Here is a 17,824-nt window from a genome sequence, read left to right as displayed (position 1 = left end):
GCGCCGTCCGCACATGCGTCGTCCCCGCATGCGCGCGCTGCGGAGGCTCGGCGGGCTGCGCACCCGGCTCGTCGTCGCCTTCGTGCTCGTCGCCCTGGTCAGCGCGGTCACCGCGACCGCGCTCGCCTACCGCGAATCGCGCACCGCCGTCCTGCAGCGCAAGCAGGACGCGGTCCTCACCGACGTACGCAGCCGCGTCGAACAGGCCGCCGCGGACTTCGACGTCCCGGCCGACGAGGTCTCCCTCACCCGCTTCGCGGCCGGCATCGCGGACGGGCTCGGCGACGGCGCCGTCGTCGTGACCCAGTACCGCTCCCTCAAGGCCTCGTCCGACGCGTCCGCCGACCGTACGCGGATCACACCCGCCCTGCGCGAGGCGGTACGCACCCGCAACCGCATGAGCTTCCAGCGGGTCGACTGGCACGGCAGCCCCTACCTGGTCGTCGGCACCCCCGTCACCTTCGACTCCAGGACGCTGTCGGGCCTCGACGTCTTCGCCATCACCTCACTGCGGGCGGAGCGCGAGGACACGGCGGGGGTGCTGGACGCGGTGCGCGGCGGCATCGTGCCGGTGGTGCTGCTCGCCGCCGTCCTCGCGCTCCTCGCCGCGGGCACGGTGCTGCGTCCGGTACGCGAACTGGGGCAGGCGACCCGGCGGCACGCGGCCGGTGACCTCACGTCCCGGGTCAGGGTACGAGGACGTGACGAACTCGCCGACCTGGCACGGGACTTCAACAAGACGGCGAGCGCCCTGGAGGCCTCCGTCGCCGAGCTGCGCGAGCAGGACCTGCGGGCGAAGCGCTTCGTCGCCGACGTCTCGCACGAACTGCGCACCCCGCTCGCCGCGATGACGATGGTCGCCACCGTCCTCGACGAGGACGCGGCGACCCTGCCGCCGGACGCGGCCCACGCCGCCCGCACGGTCAGCGCCGAGACCGGCCGACTCACCCGGCTCGTGGACGACCTGATGGAGATGTCGCGCTTCGACTCCGGAGCGGCCCGGCTCAACCTGACCGGCACCGACCTCGCCGAAGCGGTTCACGCGACGCTGTCCCTGCGCTGCTGGACCGACCAGGTGCGGGCCGAACTGCCGCAGGGCATACGGGCATCGGTCGACCGGCGGCGCGTCGACGTGATCGTCGCCAACCTCGTCGGCAACGCGCTGCGCCACGGCGCCGAACCGGTGACGCTCACCCTGGCCACCGATCCCTCGGGCGACTGGGTGACCGTCGAGGTCGCCGACCGCGGCCCCGGACTGCCGCCCGAAGCCCTCACCCACGTCTTCGACCGCTTCTACAAGGCCGACACCGCCCGCACCCGCTCGGAGGGAAGCGGCCTCGGCACCGCCATCGCGCTGGAGAACGCACGCCTGCACGGCGGCACCATCGACGCGGCCAACAGGCCGGACGGCGGGGCGGTGTTCACGCTGCGCCTGCCGTGGCGGCGCACCCGCGAGGAGGACCGATGAAGGCTGCCCACAGGGCGCGGGTCGCGCACAGGGCGTTCGGGACTGCGCTGGCCGGTGTGGCCGTCGTGCTGCTCGCCGGCTGCGGGGTGCGCCCCACCGGTGTCCTGGACGGCGGCGCGGCCGCCGGAGGGCTGACCAAGGGGCTGCGCCTGTACTTCGTGTCCCAAGCGGGACGCCTGGAGGCGGTCTCGCGCCCCGAGATCCCGGCGTACAAGGTCACTGACCCCAACGGCGTCATCAAACTCCTCGGCTCCGGCCCGACGGAGGCGGAACGCGCGGCCGGGCTCACCACCCTGCTGGGGACGGGGGGCCAGTACCGGGCCACGGCCGACGGGGACGCGGTCACCGTCCACGTCCCGCAGCCGGACCTCTCCGCCTCGGCCGTGGACGACCGGAACCTGATGGGCCAGCTCGTGTGCAGCATCGCGCGGGCCCGTGCCATCGCCGACGACAACGGCACGACGCGGACCGACGACATCCGGGTCACGGTGCGGCCGCAGGACGGACGGTCGGAGACCTACGTCTGCTCGGACTTCCTGAAGTGAGGACGCGCGCGGCATCGGGCGCGCGCCCGAGGCCGTCGTCGCGCCGCCGGAACGTCGCGCGGTACACACTCGGCTGCTGACCCGTGTGCCGGGCGAAGACTCCGCTGAACGACCCCGGGTCGCGGTACCCGACGTCGGCGGCGATGCTCGCGACGGTCCTGTCGGTCGTCTCCAGCAGATGCCGGGCCCGACGCACCCGGGCGCCGTGCAGGTAGCCGAGCGGTGTCTCACCGGCTTCGTCGCCGAAGCGGCGGAGCAGGGTCCTCGTGCTGACCCCGAACTCCCGGGCGAGGGCAGGCAGGTCGTACCGAGCCCCGAGGTTCTGGTCGAGCCACCGCTTGACACCGGCCGAGAAGCCCTTGCCCACGGTGGGCAGGAGCCCGACATCGACGTACGCGGCCTGCGTGGAACGCGCGTCGTCCAGGAGCGCGATGCGCGCCGTACCGCGGGCGACACGGGGCCCGTCGTGCTCCCGGATGAACCGCAGCGCGAAGTCGTACATCGCACTGAAGGCCGCGGTCGTCGTCACCCCCCGATCGGTCACGACCAACTTCTCCGAGCGGACACACACGTCGGCGTACCGCCGCGCCAACCGGTCCGCGAACAACCAGGACGTCGTCGCCTCCCGCCCATGGAGCAGCCCTGCTTCAGCGAGCAGGAAAGCACCGACACAGATCGACACGACCGCGGTCCCCGAAGCCGCCTGCGAACGGATCGACGCTGTTTCCGGCTCCAGCTTCGCCAGAGTCGCGTCGAGGTCCAGCGTGGGTGAGATCTCGAAGCCCGGCACGATCAGCACGTCCGCGGGACGAACCGCCGAGACATCGACGCGCGAGCCACCGGACGCGGTCACCCGCCGTCGGGTCGAGACGACCGACACCGCGTAGGACGGCTCGACCGCCCCCTGCGCCGCGGCCACATGAGTGGCCATGGTCAAGAGGTCCAAGACCCCGAACACCTCCGAAGCGAAGCAGCCCGGGTAGGCCAGCACACTCACGCGCAGCGGACTCACACGACACCTCCGGCACCCACGGGGTGGCGACATCACCACGACACATGGCGATCTCGCCGCTTCTCAGTGGCGTCAGCCTCTCGTCATCCTTTCCGTCATGACAACCACGCGAGGGCAGCACGACCCCTTGGCGGACTTCTCCCGCAGAACCGTCGCCGTCGACGACATCAGCAAGACCGTGTACGTAGCCGGGTCCGGACCGGCGGTCGTCCTCATGCCCGAGATGCCCGGCATCAGCCCTGACGTCGCGCGCTTCGGGCGCTGGGTACGCGACGCCGGCTTCTCCGTGTACCTGCCTTCCCTCTTCGGCGTCGACGGCGCCTATCCGCTCGCCGAGGCATTCGAGACCGTCGTCCGACGCGCCTGCGTCAGCGCCGAGTTCCGCGCCTTCGCCGGAGGCGGCACCAGCCCCGTCGTCGCATGGCTGCGCGGCCTCGCCCGCCTCGCGCACGCCGAGTGCGGCGGACCCGGCGTCGGCACCGTAGGGTTGTGCTTCACCGGCAACTTCGCCTTGACCATGGCCCTCGAACCAGCGGTCATCGCACCGGTGGTCAACCACCCGTCGCTGCCGCTCGACGACCCCGGCGGTCTGGAGATCGGCACCGAAGACGCCGCCGCCCTCGCCGACCGCGTCCAGCGAGACGGACTGAAGGTCCTCGGCTACCGCTTCGACAACGACAAATGGTGCACCGGCCAACGGTTCGCGGCCTACCGGGCGCTGCTCGGCGACGCGTTCGACGGCCGCGTCCTGCCCGGCGAGGCAGCGAACACGAACCCTCCTCCCTTCTTCCGCGACGTCGTCGGGTGTGCCCACAGCGTCGTCACCGCCCACCTCGTCGACCGGGACGGCCACCCGACCGTGCAGGCCCGCGACGAGATCATCGCCTTCCTGACCGAACGGCTCGGCAAAGGGTGAGCGAGCGGGACATGTGAAGCCGGGGTCGGACGTCAGCGGTCGCAGAATTCCGTCTTCACGACCGCGTCCTCCAGGTCCTGCTCGCCCCAGTCTCCGTTCCGGTTCATCGTCATCACGTGCCGTCCGTCCGCCGACACGACCGTCCGGGTGGCCGAACCCGGGATCATGCCGCCGTGGCCCCAGGCCCAGCAGTCCTTCGCCAGCTTGAAGTGACGTATCCCGAGGCCGTAGACGTCCTCCGGGCCGCCGTGCCCCTTGTCCCCGTCGACGGGGACGGCGTCGAGCAACTGCCGCTGCTGAGCGGGCGGCAGCAGGTCGCCGCCGAGAAGCTTCGACATGAAGGTGTTGACGTCGCCGACGGTCGATATGAGCTGCCCGGCCGAGAACGCCACCGTAGGGCTGAACTCCGTGACGTCACGCACCTTTGCCTGGGGTCCCTCCTCAAACAGGGTCGAGTAGTGCGTGGCATGCGGAGCGGGCACTCTGAGGGAGGTGCCGGGCACGCTGGTGCCCCGCAGGCCGAGCGGCTTGATGATGAACTGCTCCACCGCCTCCTTGTATGTGCCGCCACCGGCCTTTTCGACGATCATTCCGGCGAGGACGTAATTCGTGTCCGAGTAGTCCCATTCACCGGGCTTTCCGGGCCTACTGCCCTGCTCCGGCTGGAAGTTCGGACGGTGAGCGAGGGCGATGTCCACCAGCTGAGCGGGTGTCCATTTCTTGTGGCGATGCTTGTCGAACTCGTCTCCCGCGTACTTGGCGCGGAATCCCTCGTCCATGTTGTAGTCGAAGATTCCGCTGGTGTGGTTGAGCAGGTGCCGCACCGTGATGCTGCCCGGCCTGTAGCCCTTGCCGCGCACCACCCCGGGGAGCCACTTCTCGACGCTGTCGTCCAGCGAAAGCCGCCCTTGGGCCTCGAGCTTGAGGAGCACCACGGCGGTGAAGGACTTGGTCACGCTGGCTATGCGGAACTTCTCGTGGGTGCTGCGCTGCTGCCCCGTGGCGAGGTCGCTGACGCCGGACCGGGCGTTCCACGTTCTGTGAGCGTTTCTGACCTGGGCAATGACGCCCGGCGTGCCTTGCTCGACGATGCGGTCCAACGCCGCTTGGAGCCGGGCGGGTTCGGTCGAGGACGGTTGGGGCGTGTCAGCGGGCTTGTCAGCGGGCGTGGCGGTGGGGGCGCCTGTGGCGGCGAGGGTGACTGCCGCGAGCGAGAGCGCGCCGATCGTGCCCAGGACAGTGAGGAGTTGGCGTGGTGAGAAATGGTGAAGGCGAGGCATGACACAAGCTCACCAGGATCGTCGGCCGTGCAGTATCGGGGACGACCCGGAGACGCCTCAGGGAAATCACTGACTCGGCCCGCATGGTCATGGCGGCCCCAAAGTCAGGGTGGGCGGGGCTAGTTATGGGGTGGTGGCGGGCGGCACCCCCGGCACCGCAGGCCCAGGCACCCCGCACCGCGCAAGCACTCCTCACAGTCTGGCAAAACGCTGAGACAAGTGTCCGGATACGGCGACGGCCTCGTAATACGAAGCCGGATGCCGCTGCCTGCGTGGGAAAATGAGTGCTTCATGGCGTCGGCAGAACAATGCCAAGGCCAGATGACGGGGGAGACACATGATGCAGGTGTTGTATGCCGAGAGTTCCTGGAACCCACTTGCCCAGACAGTGGAGTTGACCGGGCAGGGCCTACGGGCCCGGGGACGCTCCATGCCCTTGAGCGAACTGCACTTCGCCGCGATGGCCGATGCGTACCAGCGCGGACACTGGCTCGGGGGCGGCGGCAGCGAACGAGATCTACGCGAACTGCCGGACGGACCGGGCGTCGCGCCCGTCACGCGCGTCACCGGCACCACGAAACCAGTCAAGGTACGCAGGACCGCCGAGTTCGCCCACCGGCTCGGGCAGCTGGCCCTCCAACAGTCCGGAGGACCCGGCCAGGTAGCTGCCCTGGCCGCGCAGGCACAGGCCGAGGGCGTACCGCTGTGGCTCGCGCGGCGGTACGCTCCCGGGCCCGCGGGAGCGATAGCGGTGGCTGTCGACCGCCGCCTGGTGCGCGTGGACGTATGGGGCCCGATGGCACCCGTCGTACGTGTCCGCGCGCCCTACGGACTGCACAGCTCCGACAGGACGACGCCGAGCCGGGGCCTGGTCCTGACCGTGGGCACGGATGCCGCCACACTGACCTTGACCAAGGTCTGGCGCAAGACCCGCAGCTTCGTCACCGCGCAGACGCCGCAGCACCTTTGGGAGCTGCAGCGCGAGAGCAACACCTGCTCGCGGCTGCTGCGCGACGGACAGCAGGTCGCTCTCCTCACCCGCCCGCCGCGCCGGCGCCGTCCCGTACCGGGCACGGTGCTGCTGCCCCTCTCCGACATCCGTTACGACAGCCACGACCCGCTGGACGCCGTCATGGCACACGCCTTCGCCGTCACCTTCGGTATCGGCGACACGACCGGCGCCCACCGCTTCCGGACACAGCCCACGCGACGGCCCTCGCACGACGGCGAGCCGGTGGCGATCGACATCGAATGGGACAGCGCCTGGTACAGCAACCTCGGCTGGGGCAGTGACGACAACGAGTCCGGCGGCGGGGACGGCTGGGGCTCGGACGGCGGCGACGGCGGCGACGGCGGCGGTGGTGGCGGGGACGGAGGCGGCGGGGACGGTGGAGGCGGCGGCGGAGACTGACCCTCAGCGCCCGGTGCCGGTGCTGGAGCCGGTGCCGGAGACGTGCGTGGCCGGTGTCAGCGTCGCGGAGGCGAGGAGCGCCAGTCTGTCGGCGTCGTCGGTTCCGGGGTCGGGGTGGCAGATGACGAGCATCTGGCCTGCCGTGCCGCCGATGCCGACCCGCTCCCGGTTCATCTTGAGGCCACCGATCTGGGGGTGGTCGATGTGCTTGGGCGCGCCTTCGCACGCCTCCACGTCGTGGCGGGCCCAGAGCTGACGGAAGCGGTGGTCGGCGAGGGAGAGCTCGCCGACCAGCTCGATGAAGCGGGGGTCGTCCGTGTCGGTGCCGACGGACTCGCGGAAACCGGCGACCATGCCCGCGGTGGCGCTCTCCCAGTCCGGGTAGAGCGCCTGTTCGGCGGGGTCGAGGAACACGTCCCGCAGGCGGTTGGCTCCCGCCACGAGGCGCGCTGAGAGAGCGGTCGCCAGGGCGTTGGCGGCGAGTACGTCGAAGTAGCGGCCCTCGACCCACGCGGGCAGCGGCAGCGTGGCGAGGAGCTTGGCGATGCCCGGCGGGACGGTTTCCTTCCGGGGTTGGTGCGGGTGCCGCTGCTGGTGCCGTCGGGGTTTGCCCGTGCCAAGGCGCAGCAGGTACGCCGTCGCGTCGTCGTCGAGCTGCAGCGCGCGGGCGAGGGACTCGAGGACCTGCACCGACGGGTTGCGGTCGCGGCCTTGCTCCAGGCGCAGGTAATAGTCGGCGCTGATGCCCGCGAGCATCGCGACCTCTTCCCGGCGCAGGCCCGGCACGCGCCGCACGCCCACAGCGGGAATACCGACCTGCTCGGGAGTGACGAGCTCACGGCGTGCACGCGCGTAATCGCCCAGCATGTTCGGTTCGTCGCTCATCGCTGCACTGTAATTCGCGCAACCGTACGCGTGCCTGGTCCTGTCACCCCCAGGATCGCGGGGGCCCTGGCTCGGCCGGGGCCCGGGCGGCAGCGTGGCCGGCGGGCCCACGGGCCGACGTTTCCGCCCGCCGTCCGCGCCCCTAGCGGACAAGTACAGCGGACGAGCACAGCTACAGCGGACAAGCACAGCAAGGAGCAGAACCATGTCGACATATCTGTTGGTACACGGTGCCTGGCACAGCGGTCAGTGCTGGGAGCGGCTGGCCCCCTTGCTGGCGTCGGCCGGGCATCGCGTGGTCACGCCGACGCTGACCGGCTACGGCGACAAGGCGCACCTGCTCAGCCGCGAGGTAGGGCTCGACACGCACGTCGACGACATCGTGGGGCTGATCGCCGCGGAAGACCTCACCGAGGTGATCCTTGTGGGGCACAGCTACGCCGGGCTCGTCATCTCCTCCGCGGCCAACCAGGTCCCGGACCGGATTGCACAGTTGGTCTACCTGGACGCGATGGTCCCGGAGGACGGCGAGAGCGCGGCCGACGTCCTCCCCGTGGCCCAGGTCCTGATCGACCGAGCCGTGCAGTCCGACAGCGGCTGGCGGGTTCCGCCGCCCCCCGAGATGCCGCCGCCCGCGGGTCTGTTCGGGGTCACCGACCCGGCGGACGTCGCGTGGCTGCGTACGATGCTGTCGGATCAGCCGGTGCGTTGCCTCCAGCAACCGGTCCGACTGGACAATCCGGCAGTGAACGCGATCCCGCGGACGCACATCCACTGCGTCGTCGGCGAGCCGGAAGGCTTCGACCGGCGCCCCGTCCCCGCGCTGCACCCCAACGGTGCCCCGGCACAGGTGTGGGAACTGGCGACCGGCCACGACTGCATGATCACCACGCCGGTCGAGCTCGCCGAGTTCCTGCTCAAGCTCGGCTGACGCCGGGCGGTGCGCACGGGAGGGAACAGAGGTGCACACGGGAGAACAACCGGGAATCCGGTGGCTTCCCGCGGCGTTCGACCAACAGCCACTCTCACGCCGCTACTTCTTCCCGTGCTTCTCCAGGAGACCTCGCCCATGGCACAGCCAGAGATCGATGCCGTCGTGTTCGACGTGCTCGGCACGCTCGTCGACGAACCCGCCGGTATCCGCGCCGGCATTCGTGAGCTCGACCCGTCGCTCGGCGCTTCCGGCGATTCCGGCGATTCCGGGGTCGAGCAGCTCTTGTCGCTGTGGCAGCAGCACATCGAACGCGAGCAACGTCGCATCGTCGACGGCGTCCGGCCCTACCTCCCCAGCGAAGTCCTCGACCTGGAAGCCGCCCGGCTCGTCGCCGATGCCGCCGGCGTCGACGACCCGGACGCCGTGGCGGCGCTGGCCCTGTCAGGGCGCAGGCTCCCGCCGTGGCCCGACACCGTGGCGGGGCTCGCCCGACTCGCCGAACGGTTCCCGCTGATCGGACTCTCCAACACGAGCCGGACGGCGCTGCTGGGACTCAACGCCCACGCCGGGCTGCGCTGGCACCAGGCCCTGTCCGCCGAAGACGCCCGGACGTACAAGCCGGACCCGGCGGTCTACCAACTGGCCGTCACCGTCTCCGGCCGGCCGCCGGAGCGGCTCCTGATGGTCGCCACCCACGCCTGGGACCTGCGCGGAGCACAGGCCTTCGGTCTGCGCACCGCCTACGTCGCCCGCCCCGTCGGCGACCCGCCCGCCTCCTCGGACCGGTTCGACCTGTACGTCGACGACCTGGCCGGCCTGGCCGACCAACTCGACCGCGCCTAGCCAGGGCGCCGACCGGAGCACAGCGTGCCGCTCACGCACGCGGCACCAGGAACTCCCGTAGGTCCACGACTCCGTAGCCCGCCGCCGCGATCGCGTCGAGGATCTTGGGCAGTGCCCGGGCGTCGAGCACGATCCCGTCACCGGTGCTGCCCACGTGCATCTGGATGATCGCGCCCGGTGCGAGGGCGTCGACGGCCCGGGCGACCACCCGCTCCACCGTCATGCCGCGGCTCGGCCCGAGGTAGCCGTTGGTGTCGGTGGTGAACTCGATCGCCGCGTAGCCGAGAGCGTTGACGTCGGCGACCGACGCGGCCGTGGTGGAGCTGTACGGGAAACGGAAGAACGGCAGCGGCTCGGTGCCCGCCGCGGCCCGGATCGCCGTATCGGCGCGGCGCACCTCCCGCTGCCGTTCCCTGGTGCTCAGGTCGTCGAAGTACGGGTGACTGTAGGAGTGGTTGCCAAGACCGTGCTCGGCGCCCATGGCCCGCACGGCCGAGGGGTGGGTCTCGGCGAAGCCGCCGGTCGGGAAGAAGGTCGCCACGAGCCGTCGGCGCCGCAGCTCGGTGAGGACCATGTCGACGCCGCTCTCGTCCCACGCCGCGTTGAAGGTCAGCGCGACCTCTTTGCGCGAGGTGGGCAGGCGGCGGATCTCGTGTCCCATGAGTGAGGCGGGAGGTCGGGGCCGCGCCGCTCTCCCGCGGAGAGGCCGCGCTTCTCTCCCGCGGAGGGGCCGCGCCGTCCTCCCGTGGTGGGGCCCCTCCGCCGCGGCCGCTCCTGCCGTGCAGGGTGCCAGTCCTGCTGCCAACAGCGCCGCCAGTACAGCTCGTCGTGTCGAGTCCATACCTCGCGAGTCTGCGTGGGCACGTCCTCTCGCTCCTCCAACCCGAGCCGCGCAACCGGGTGATCCTCACCCACTCTGGCCACGGTCCGGGACGCGCTGCTTCCCTCGTACGCTGAAAATCGCATGTGACGGAGAGGAGGCCGAGATGGCCAAGGCGACGCCGACCGAGACGACGGTGGCCGAGGTGATGGCCGAGCTGGCCGACCTCGAGGACCCGAAGACACGCGCGGTGAACGAGAGACACGGTGACGATCACGGTGTGAACCTCAGCAAACTGCGCGCGCTCGCGAAGCGGCTGAAGACGCAGCAGGACCTCGCGCGCCGGCTCTGGGAGACGGACGACACGGCGGCGCGACTCCTTGCGATGCTGATCTGCCGCCCGAAGGCGTTCGAGCGCGACGAGTTGGACGCCATGCTGCGCGAGGCGCGCACACCCAAGGTGCACGACTGGCTCGTGAACTATGTGGTGAAGAAGAGCCCGCACTCCGAAGAGCTGCGCCTGGCCTGGTCCGCCGATCCGGATCCAGTGGTCGCGAGCGCGGGCTGGGCGCTGACCGCCGAACGCGTGGCGAAGAAGCCCGACGGACTCGACCTCGCAGGACTGCTCGACGTCATCGAGGCGGAGATGAAAGACGCCCCGGAACGCCTGCAGTGGGCGATGAACCACTGCCTGGCCCAGATCGGGATCGAGCACGCCGAGCACCGCACCCGTGCCATCGACATCGGTGAGCGCCTGGAAGTGCTCAAGGACTACCCGACTTCCCCGGGCTGCACGTCGCCGTTCGCACCCACCTGGATCACCGAGATGGTGCGCCGACAGCACGACAAGGGGGCTGGCTGAGAATCAGGCCGTGACGGGTCTCGCGGTCTTGCGGGCGCCGCACGGGGTGTTGTGTGCTTCGGTGCGCTCCCTGGGCGGTCTTGAGGACCGCGGTCGTACAGGGTGAAGTGGCGGGGAGTTGCGCCGAGAGGGGTGGGGTCGGCCATGGCCGAGAACCAGCACAGCTTGTCGTCCGGAACCCGCTGGGGGCGGGCCGTCGTCGTCGGTGGCGGGTACGCCGGGCTCGTGACCGCGCGGGTCCTGGCCGATCACTTCTCCGAGGTGCTCGTCCTGGAGCGCGATCCGGTGCGGTCGGACACCGGGGTGCACCCCCATGTCCCGCAGGGCTACCACGCGCACGCGATGCTCGCCCGCGGCGGCGACGCGCTGGAGGCACTCTTCCCGGGCTTACGGGCGGAGCTCGCGGAGCTGGGCGCGCCCGTCCTCGACTACGGCGAGCGGATCAGTTTCCTGCTGCCGACCGGCTACGCGCCGCGCGACCCGGTCGGCGTGCCCATCCAGACGTTCACCCGCGACGAGCTCGAACGGCGGCTGCGGCAAAGGGTGTCGGCCCTCGCGCCGGTACGGCTGCTCGCGGCGACCCGCTGCGAGACGGTGACGGCGAGTGCTCCCGGCCGCCTGGACCGCGTCCGTTACCGCACCCACGACGCCGACGGACTCGCCGAAGTCGACGCCGACCTGGTCGTCGACGCGTCGGGCCGCTCCACGCCCATCGACAGCTGGCTCGCCGACGCGCGGCTGCCGGTGTCCGGCAAGACCGTCATCAAAGCGAAGATCACCTACACCTCCGCGTGTTACGAACGCCCGCCGCGCGACCGGCAGGACTTCGACGTCGCGTACCAGATGACCTTCGCGCCCGGCGTACCTCGCGGCGGAGTGGTGCTGGCCGTGGAGCACCACCGCTGGATGTGCTCGCTGTTCGGTTTCGACCAGCACGTGCCGCCCACCGACGACGACGGCTACCTCGACTTCGCCCACACCCTGGGCAACCCGCGCCTCGCCGAACAGATCAAGTGCGGCATCCGGCAGGGGGAGATCCACCGGTACACCAATCCCGGCAATGAGTGGCGCCTGCACCACAAGAACGCCCGCTGGCCGGAACGCCTGATCGCGGTCGGCGACTCGCTCTGCGTGTTCAACCCGGTGTACGGGCAGGGGCTGACGGTCGCCGCGCTCGAAGCGGAGCTGCTCGGCCGGCTCCTGCTCCGCCGCCGGGCCGACGCGTCCGGACTCGACGGTCTCAGCCGCAGCTACCACCGCGCCGCGGCCCGCGTCATCCAGGTCCCGTGGACCCTGGCCACCAGCTCGGACCTCATGTGGGCACCCGGGGGACAGCCGCTGTCCGCGCGCTTCGCCCACTGGTACAACCAGCACGTGTTCGCCCTCGCCGCACACGACGCGGGCGTGTGGGCCCGCTTCGTACGGGTGCTGAACATGACGGCGCCACCCTCGCTGCTGTTCCGTCCGGCGATGCTCGCGAAGGTGGTACGCCGCGCGCTCACGCACCGCGCGGGCCGAGGCCGTGGCCGCCGCCGGTCTCGGAGCAGCTGAGGAGGGTGTACGGCGGCACTGACATGCCGCAGCTCTGCGGGAGGAGGCCAGGGGCATCGGTGGCTGCGCCACCGACCGCAGCTGAGGAACGCCATCTCCTGGCGGACCCGGTGGGTCGGTGCCGCTCTTGTACCGGCGTTCTCGTTGCGTACGACGCGTGAGGAGTCGCAGATGCAGCACGTGGTGTCGGAGGACGGCACGCCGATCGCGTACGAACGCGAAGGCAGCGGGCCCGCCGTGATTCTGGTGGGCGGAGGTCTCGACGACGGTGCGGAGAACGCGCCGCTCGCCCGTGAACTGGCGCACGGTTTCACCGTGTTCAACTACGCCCGGCGCGGTCGGGGCGGCAGCGGCGACACCCTGCCGTACGCCGTGGAGCGTGAGATCGAGGACATCGCGGCGCTGCTGGCTCTGGCCGGCGGATCGGCGCACGTGTACGGCGTCTCGTCGGGTGGCATGTTCGCGCTGGAGGCCGCGGCGGCAGGGCTCGCGATCGACAGGCTCGCCGTGTACGACGTGCCCTACGACACGGCCGACGACGCGCCGGGGCGGTTCCGGCAGTACCGCGAACAGCTCGCCCAAGTGCTGGCCGAGGGCCGCCGCGGCGAGGCGGTCGAACTGTTCATGCGGCTTGCGGGGGCCGACGAGCACAACATCGCGGAGGCCAGGAACTCACCGCTCTGGCCCGGCCTGGAGGCCCTGGCGCACACGCTCGCCTACGACGCGGCGTGCTACGGCCCGCCACCGACGGCCCGCCTCGCCACCATCACGCAGCCAACCCTGGTGGCCACGGGCGGAGGCGACGGCCTCTTCGAGTCGGCCACGGACGCGATCGTCGCCGGTATCCCGCGCGGGGAGCGCCAGACCTTCACCGGCCAGGGGCACGTGGCCGACCCGAAGACGGTCGCCCTTGTGCTCGCGCGGTTCTTCCGGCGCTGACTAACGCTGACCGACGTCGAACGCCGCTGCCACTGAGGGGCGGACAGGGCTCGTAATGCTGCCGCGGCGGCGTCACGTACCGTGGATTCATGATCGAAAACTCTGCCGACGCACCCTTGCGCGTGCTGTTCTGCATAGGCGTGACCCAGGACTTCTTCTCCGCCACCGCCGAGGAACGCGCACACGTGGCGCGCGTGCTGCCGGGACGCCTTCGGGCAGCTCGGGGAGCGGTTCGGTGTCACAGTGCTCGGGACCATGGACGACGACCAGTTGATGGTCGGCGCATCGCCCGCCTACCCGTGGACCTCCTACATCCTCGCCGACGCGCCGGACCTGTCGGCCGTCTCCCGCGTCTGCTCGGTGCTCCGCGACGTGCCCGTGGGTGAACACCAGTTGTGGCGCTATCTGCGCATCGAGGCGCGGGTGGGGCGTGCCCTGTTCTTCGGCAATGAATGACGGGGCTCCGCGGCAAGGAGTGACAGGCCGCCGCCGGAATTCACCGCTCACGGAGAGGATTTCTCGGGCATGACCGCCAACACCCCTGTTCCAGCCCAAGACTTCGCAGGGCGTACCGCCCTCGTCACAGGTGCCGCCCAAGGCCTCGGCGCGGCCATGGCGCGTGCCTTTCACGCCCGGGGCGCCCGTGTGGCCCTCCTTGACGCCGACCGCGAGCGCAACCAGGAACTGGCCCGCACCCTCGACGAGAGCGGCGAGCGGGCCCTGGCCGTCACCGCCGACCTCGGCCATCCGGAGCAGGCACGGGCGGCACACGAGGCCGTGCTGAAGCGCTGGGACGGCATCGACGTCCTCGTCAACAATGCCGCTCGCGCGCCCATGAGCGGCCTGTGGGTGATCACGCCGGAGGAGTGGGACGCCGTCCTCCGGGTCAATCTCACCGGCACCTTCTTCCTCACGCGCAGAGTCGCCGAGGGCATGCGCGACCGGGCGCGTGGCGGGCGCATCATCAACATGGCCTCCGTCAGCGGCCAGGCCGCACGCCCCACGGCCGCGCACTACGGCGCGTCCAAGGCCGGGCTCATCGCTCTCACCCGGGTCTTCGCGACGGAGCTCGCCGCCGACGGCATCACCGTCAACGCGGTCGCGCCCGCGCTGGTCGACACACCGATGGTCCGCACCGTCGGCGAGGAGAAGCTGGCCGACATGACGAGCCGCATTCCGGTGGGGCGCCTCGCGCAGCCCATGGAGGTCGCGAGCCTCGTGCTCCATCTGGCGGGCGAGGACGCCGGGTTCATCACCGGAGCGACGTACGACATCAATGGGGGTGTGCTGATGCGGTGAGGCCGAGCCGTTGTGCCTGCTCGGCCTCCTCCCGCAGCCGGTCCACATGCGCGGAGTCCAGCCTCCCCGCCGGCCAGAATGGCCCCGCCTGCCGGGAAGCTCGCCGCACCGTTGGCCCGGTACCCAGCCCTTGGGCGCGTGCGTGCCGTCGTCTCCCGCCTCGGTGGTGCCCTGTTGGCAGACGGCGGCGCCCTCCACAGGCTTGTCGGTCTTGCCAGTGGTCCTGGCTGAGCCCGCCACCACGGAAAGGCGGAGTCAGCGCCCGGACGTCCACCCGACCGTGATCTCGGGGTACTTGGTGTCCGCGGAGTCCAGAGACGGGGAGGCCGCGGTGCGGCCGCGCAGCCAGTGGTCGAATAAGGCGCGTACGTAGTCCCCGGTGACCGCCTGCGTGCGTCGCCCCTCGGCCGTGCCGAAGAACTTGGCGAACCGCTCCGCGGTCCACACCTCGTCGAGCTTCCACGCGACGCCCAGGGCCGCGAGGTCGTTGAAGCTGTAGTGACGAGCACCGGCCAGGACCATGCGGCGTCCCCAAGCCGTGTGGTGCGCCATGAAGTCCGTCCAGGTCGGCAGTTCCATCGGCTCGGTGAAGAGCAGGAAGGGCTGCTTCAGCCCGGTCTGCACCGCGTCCGTCTGCAGGGCACCGTCCAAGCAGGCACCCGCGGTGAACCGTACGTCGGTGCGCAGCACCTCGGCGGCCGCGGAGCCGCCGAGGGAGTGGCCGAACACGCCGACCCCGCCGTGCCGAACCGCCTTCGCGATAGGTGTGGTTGACCCGATGACGACGTAGCCGTGGCTCGCCAGGTCCTGGGCGAAGGCCGTCCCGGTGGCCGCCGGATCCTGGCGGCCCGGACCGAAGAACACCACTCGTCGGGCGCGAACGCGTCGTTGCGACGGTCGTCGACGAGGTGGAACGCCCGGGTGCCGACCGAGTACGGTCCGCCGGCGGCGGGCAGGGGGACGGGGCCGGCGACGGGGGAAGCGAAAGCCGACTTCACTCCACCCCCGGCTCGAAGTCCTCCGTGAAGTAGCTGTCGTGCCGGATGCGGAACTCCTTGAGTTCCTCGCTGCTGCGCTGTGACATCTCAGCGACCCGCTCGAAGTACTCCTCGCGCGGGGCGCCCGGGGAGAAGAGCATGAGCATGGACATGGGCTCGTCGGTCACGTTCTTGAAGGCGTGCAGGCCACCGACCGGCACGTACAGGAAGTCGCCCTCGCGGCCGGTGACCCACTTCTCGCCGTTGTAGAGCTCCAGTTCGCCGGAGAGGATGTAGAAGGACTCCGACATGGCCCGGTGGAAGTGGGTCTTGGCTCCGGCGGAGCGCGCGCCCAACTGCACCTTATACAGGCCGAATTCGCCGCCGGTCGACTCGTTCGTGGCGAGGTAGTGGGTGGAGCCGCCGGGGGAGGAGATGTCCGGCGGGGTGTCGGCCGGGCGGAAGGCCGCGTTCACTTCGCCCTTGTCGCCGAGGTAACGGGGCTCCGGGTATGCGAGGTGCTCCGGGTACGACATGATGCGCTCCTTTTGGCAGGTATCCACCGGCATGATGGCTCCCGCCGCCGGACAGCGGCATCGGCCTTCCGGATGATCTTGAGCGGGCCAGGGATGAGGGCTGGGGACCTAGGCCAGGGTGAGGCCGGGCCGCGTGGCGCGGGTGAGACCGGGCCGCGTGGCGCCACGGGACGTCCACGCAGTCGTGGTCCCCTGAAGAGGTGACAGCCGTTCCACGCCCCGCCGTCTGCCTCGTACTGATCGACGGCGAGCACTATCCGCCGGTGACCGCCCGTGCGATCAAGGTGCTCCGTGAGACCGGGGAACGTCCTGTACTGGCCCTTGTGGCCGGCGGCCGGGAGAAGCTCGGGCAGCGGCCGCTGGATGTGGGGGTGCCGGTCGAGACGCCGGCGGATGTCGAGGCCGGGCTGGCCGAGGCGATCTCCCGTACCGGCGCGCGGACCGTCTTCGACCTGTCCGACGCGCCGGTCCTGAGCAACGCGCGCCGATGCCGCATGGCATCGGTCGCGCTGTGGCGCGGCGCCTGCTACCGAGGCGCCGACTTCACCTTCACCCCGCCGTGCCGTCCGCCGGTCGGCGACGTACCGTCCGTGGCGGTCATCGGCATGGGCAAGCGGATGGGCAAGACCGCGCTGACCGGCCACGCCGCCCGTACGTGGCGCGCCGCCGGTCTTGATCCGGTCGTCATCGCGATGGGCCGCGGCGGCCCGGCCGAGCCTCAAGTCATCGAATCGGGCATGGAGTTGATCCAGGCGACACTGCTCGACTGGGTGGCGCAGGGTCGGCACGCGGCCAGCGACTACATCGAGGACGCTCTGGTCGCGGGGGTGCCGACGGTGGGGACCTGGCGGGCAGGCGGCGGCTTCGCGGGAGCCACGTGCTGCGACGACTACCAGCGGGCCCTCGACCGTGCCCGGGAGCTGGACCCGGGGCTCCTCGTCCTCGAGTCCAGCGGCGCCGCCGTGCCGCCCGCCCGCGCCGACGCCGGGATCCTGGTCGTCGGCGCCGACATCGACCCCGTGGAACTGTCCGGCTACTTCGGCCTGTACCGCACGCTGCTCGCCGATCTGGTCGTGCTCACCAAGTGCGAGGACGACGCGGACGAGCAGCGGCTGCAGGCGCTGGAGTCCCTCGTACGAGGATCCCTGTCCCGACCGGAGTCCATCAGGACCGTCTTTCGCCCGAACCCTCTCGGCGACGTGGCGGGCAAGCGCGTGTGGCTGGCCACAACGGCGGACAGGCGGTACGGCGACATCCTGAAACGGCATCTCGAGGAAGCCCACGGGGCCCACGTGACCGGTGTCAGTCACGCACTGGCGGACCGCCGGCAACTCCTCCTCGACCTGGAGGAGCCGTCGGCGCGCGGCGCGGAGGTCCTGGCCGTCGAGCTCAAGGCGGCAGCCGTGGACGTGGTCACCCGGTGTGCGACCGAGCGGGGCATCGAGACGGTGTACGTCGACAACCGGCCGACCGCCCCCGACGGGACGGCGATCGACGAGCCGCTCCTCGCTCTGGCCGCCAAGGCCGCCCGCCGACGGTGACGCGC

Annotated in this window: 18 protein-coding genes; 12 read left to right on the top strand and 6 right to left on the bottom strand. The window is 70.9% G+C overall.

Features of this window, described 5'->3' with window-relative positions:
- Positions 1-13: 13 nt before the first annotated feature.
- A complete protein-coding gene (locus AC0KTA_RS00205) occupies positions 14-1,468 on the top strand; it encodes an ATP-binding protein (RefSeq protein WP_481053020.1) in 1,455 nt (484 codons plus the stop codon).
- Positions 1,465-2,013 (top strand): hypothetical protein, encoded by a 549-nt coding sequence (locus AC0KTA_RS00200; protein ID WP_481053019.1) that lies wholly within the window; start codon positions 1,465-1,467, stop codon positions 2,011-2,013. The genes AC0KTA_RS00205 and AC0KTA_RS00200 overlap by 4 nt, the downstream gene beginning before the upstream one ends.
- Here AC0KTA_RS00200 and AC0KTA_RS00195 read toward each other — a convergent pair.
- The gene (locus AC0KTA_RS00195) at positions 1,952-2,959 is read right to left on the bottom strand and encodes a GlxA family transcriptional regulator (protein ID WP_481053018.1); all 1,008 of its coding nucleotides are present in this window, start codon (positions 2,957-2,959) and stop codon (positions 1,952-1,954) included. The two genes, AC0KTA_RS00200 and AC0KTA_RS00195, sit on opposite strands and share 62 nt — an antisense overlap.
- A 163-nt stretch (positions 2,960-3,122) precedes the next feature.
- On the opposite strand from AC0KTA_RS00195, the gene AC0KTA_RS00190 reads away from it, so the two are divergent.
- Complete coding sequence (locus AC0KTA_RS00190; RefSeq protein ID WP_481053017.1) at positions 3,123-3,941, top strand: dienelactone hydrolase family protein; 819 nt, start codon at positions 3,123-3,125, stop codon at positions 3,939-3,941.
- A 32-nt stretch (positions 3,942-3,973) separates the two neighbouring features.
- Here the strand turns inward: AC0KTA_RS00190 and AC0KTA_RS00185 are convergent, their stop codons facing one another.
- The gene (locus AC0KTA_RS00185; protein WP_481053016.1) at positions 3,974-5,221 is read right to left on the bottom strand and encodes a serine hydrolase domain-containing protein; all 1,248 of its coding nucleotides are present in this window, start codon (positions 5,219-5,221) and stop codon (positions 3,974-3,976) included.
- Positions 5,222-5,651: 430 nt separating this feature from the next.
- Between AC0KTA_RS00185 and AC0KTA_RS00180 the strand changes: the two genes are divergently transcribed.
- The gene (locus AC0KTA_RS00180) at positions 5,652-6,632 is read left to right on the top strand and encodes a hypothetical protein (protein WP_481053015.1); all 981 of its coding nucleotides are present in this window, start codon (positions 5,652-5,654) and stop codon (positions 6,630-6,632) included.
- Positions 6,633-6,635: 3 nt separating this feature from the next.
- On the opposite strand, the gene AC0KTA_RS00175 is transcribed toward AC0KTA_RS00180, so the two are convergent.
- A complete protein-coding gene (locus AC0KTA_RS00175; protein WP_481053014.1) occupies positions 6,636-7,517 on the bottom strand; it encodes a helix-turn-helix domain-containing protein in 882 nt (293 codons plus the stop codon).
- 205 nt (positions 7,518-7,722) lie between these two features.
- On the opposite strand from AC0KTA_RS00175, the gene AC0KTA_RS00170 reads away from it, so the two are divergent.
- Both AC0KTA_RS00170 and AC0KTA_RS00165 read left to right on the top strand, forming a co-directional pair.
- Positions 7,723-8,448 (top strand): alpha/beta fold hydrolase, encoded by a 726-nt coding sequence (locus tag AC0KTA_RS00170; RefSeq protein ID WP_481053013.1) that lies wholly within the window; start codon positions 7,723-7,725, stop codon positions 8,446-8,448.
- Between the two features lie 138 nt (positions 8,449-8,586).
- A complete protein-coding gene (locus AC0KTA_RS00165; protein ID WP_481053012.1) occupies positions 8,587-9,294 on the top strand; it encodes a haloacid dehalogenase type II in 708 nt (235 codons plus the stop codon).
- Between the two features lie 31 nt (positions 9,295-9,325).
- Here the strand turns inward: AC0KTA_RS00165 and AC0KTA_RS00160 are convergent, their stop codons facing one another.
- The gene (locus AC0KTA_RS00160) at positions 9,326-9,955 is read right to left on the bottom strand and encodes a polysaccharide deacetylase family protein (RefSeq protein WP_481053011.1); all 630 of its coding nucleotides are present in this window, start codon (positions 9,953-9,955) and stop codon (positions 9,326-9,328) included.
- Between the two features lie 325 nt (positions 9,956-10,280).
- Between AC0KTA_RS00160 and AC0KTA_RS00155 the strand changes: the two genes are divergently transcribed.
- The 5 genes from AC0KTA_RS00155 (at position 10,281) to AC0KTA_RS00135 (ending at position 14,765) form a co-directional block, all read left to right on the top strand.
- Positions 10,281-10,976 carry a DNA alkylation repair protein gene (locus tag AC0KTA_RS00155; RefSeq protein ID WP_481053010.1) on the top strand — a complete coding sequence of 232 codons (696 nt, stop codon included), beginning with the start codon at positions 10,281-10,283 and terminating at the stop codon, positions 10,974-10,976.
- A gap of 144 nt (positions 10,977-11,120) precedes the next feature.
- Positions 11,121-12,527, top strand: coding sequence for an FAD-dependent oxidoreductase (locus tag AC0KTA_RS00150; RefSeq protein ID WP_481053009.1), 1,407 nt, complete (start codon positions 11,121-11,123; stop codon positions 12,525-12,527).
- Positions 12,528-12,698: 171 nt separating this feature from the next.
- Positions 12,699-13,466, top strand: coding sequence for an alpha/beta fold hydrolase (locus AC0KTA_RS00145; RefSeq protein ID WP_481053008.1), 768 nt, complete (start codon positions 12,699-12,701; stop codon positions 13,464-13,466).
- 243 nt (positions 13,467-13,709) lie between these two features.
- The gene (locus AC0KTA_RS00140) at positions 13,710-13,922 is read left to right on the top strand and encodes a hypothetical protein (protein ID WP_481053007.1); all 213 of its coding nucleotides are present in this window, start codon (positions 13,710-13,712) and stop codon (positions 13,920-13,922) included.
- Positions 13,923-13,991: 69 nt separating this feature from the next.
- Complete coding sequence (locus AC0KTA_RS00135; protein ID WP_481053006.1) at positions 13,992-14,765, top strand: SDR family NAD(P)-dependent oxidoreductase; 774 nt, start codon at positions 13,992-13,994, stop codon at positions 14,763-14,765.
- Positions 14,766-15,020: 255 nt separating this feature from the next.
- Here the strand turns inward: AC0KTA_RS00135 and AC0KTA_RS00130 are convergent, their stop codons facing one another.
- Positions 15,021-15,629 (bottom strand): hypothetical protein, encoded by a 609-nt coding sequence (locus tag AC0KTA_RS00130; protein WP_481053005.1) that lies wholly within the window; start codon positions 15,627-15,629, stop codon positions 15,021-15,023.
- A 130-nt stretch (positions 15,630-15,759) separates the two neighbouring features.
- Positions 15,760-16,278: a cupin domain-containing protein gene (locus AC0KTA_RS00125; RefSeq protein WP_481053004.1), complete on the bottom strand. Its 519-nt coding sequence runs from the start codon at positions 16,276-16,278 to the stop codon at positions 15,760-15,762.
- A gap of 200 nt (positions 16,279-16,478) precedes the next feature.
- Here AC0KTA_RS00125 and AC0KTA_RS00120 point away from each other — a divergent pair, with 200 nt between their 5' ends.
- Complete coding sequence (locus AC0KTA_RS00120; protein ID WP_481053003.1) at positions 16,479-17,819, top strand: CobW family GTP-binding protein; 1,341 nt, start codon at positions 16,479-16,481, stop codon at positions 17,817-17,819.
- Positions 17,820-17,824 lie beyond the last annotated feature (5 nt).

Source organism: Streptomyces sp. Y309 (assembly GCF_056712025.1).
Note: the sequence above shows the minus strand (reverse complement) of the source record. Positions and strands in the feature narration are given on the sequence as shown.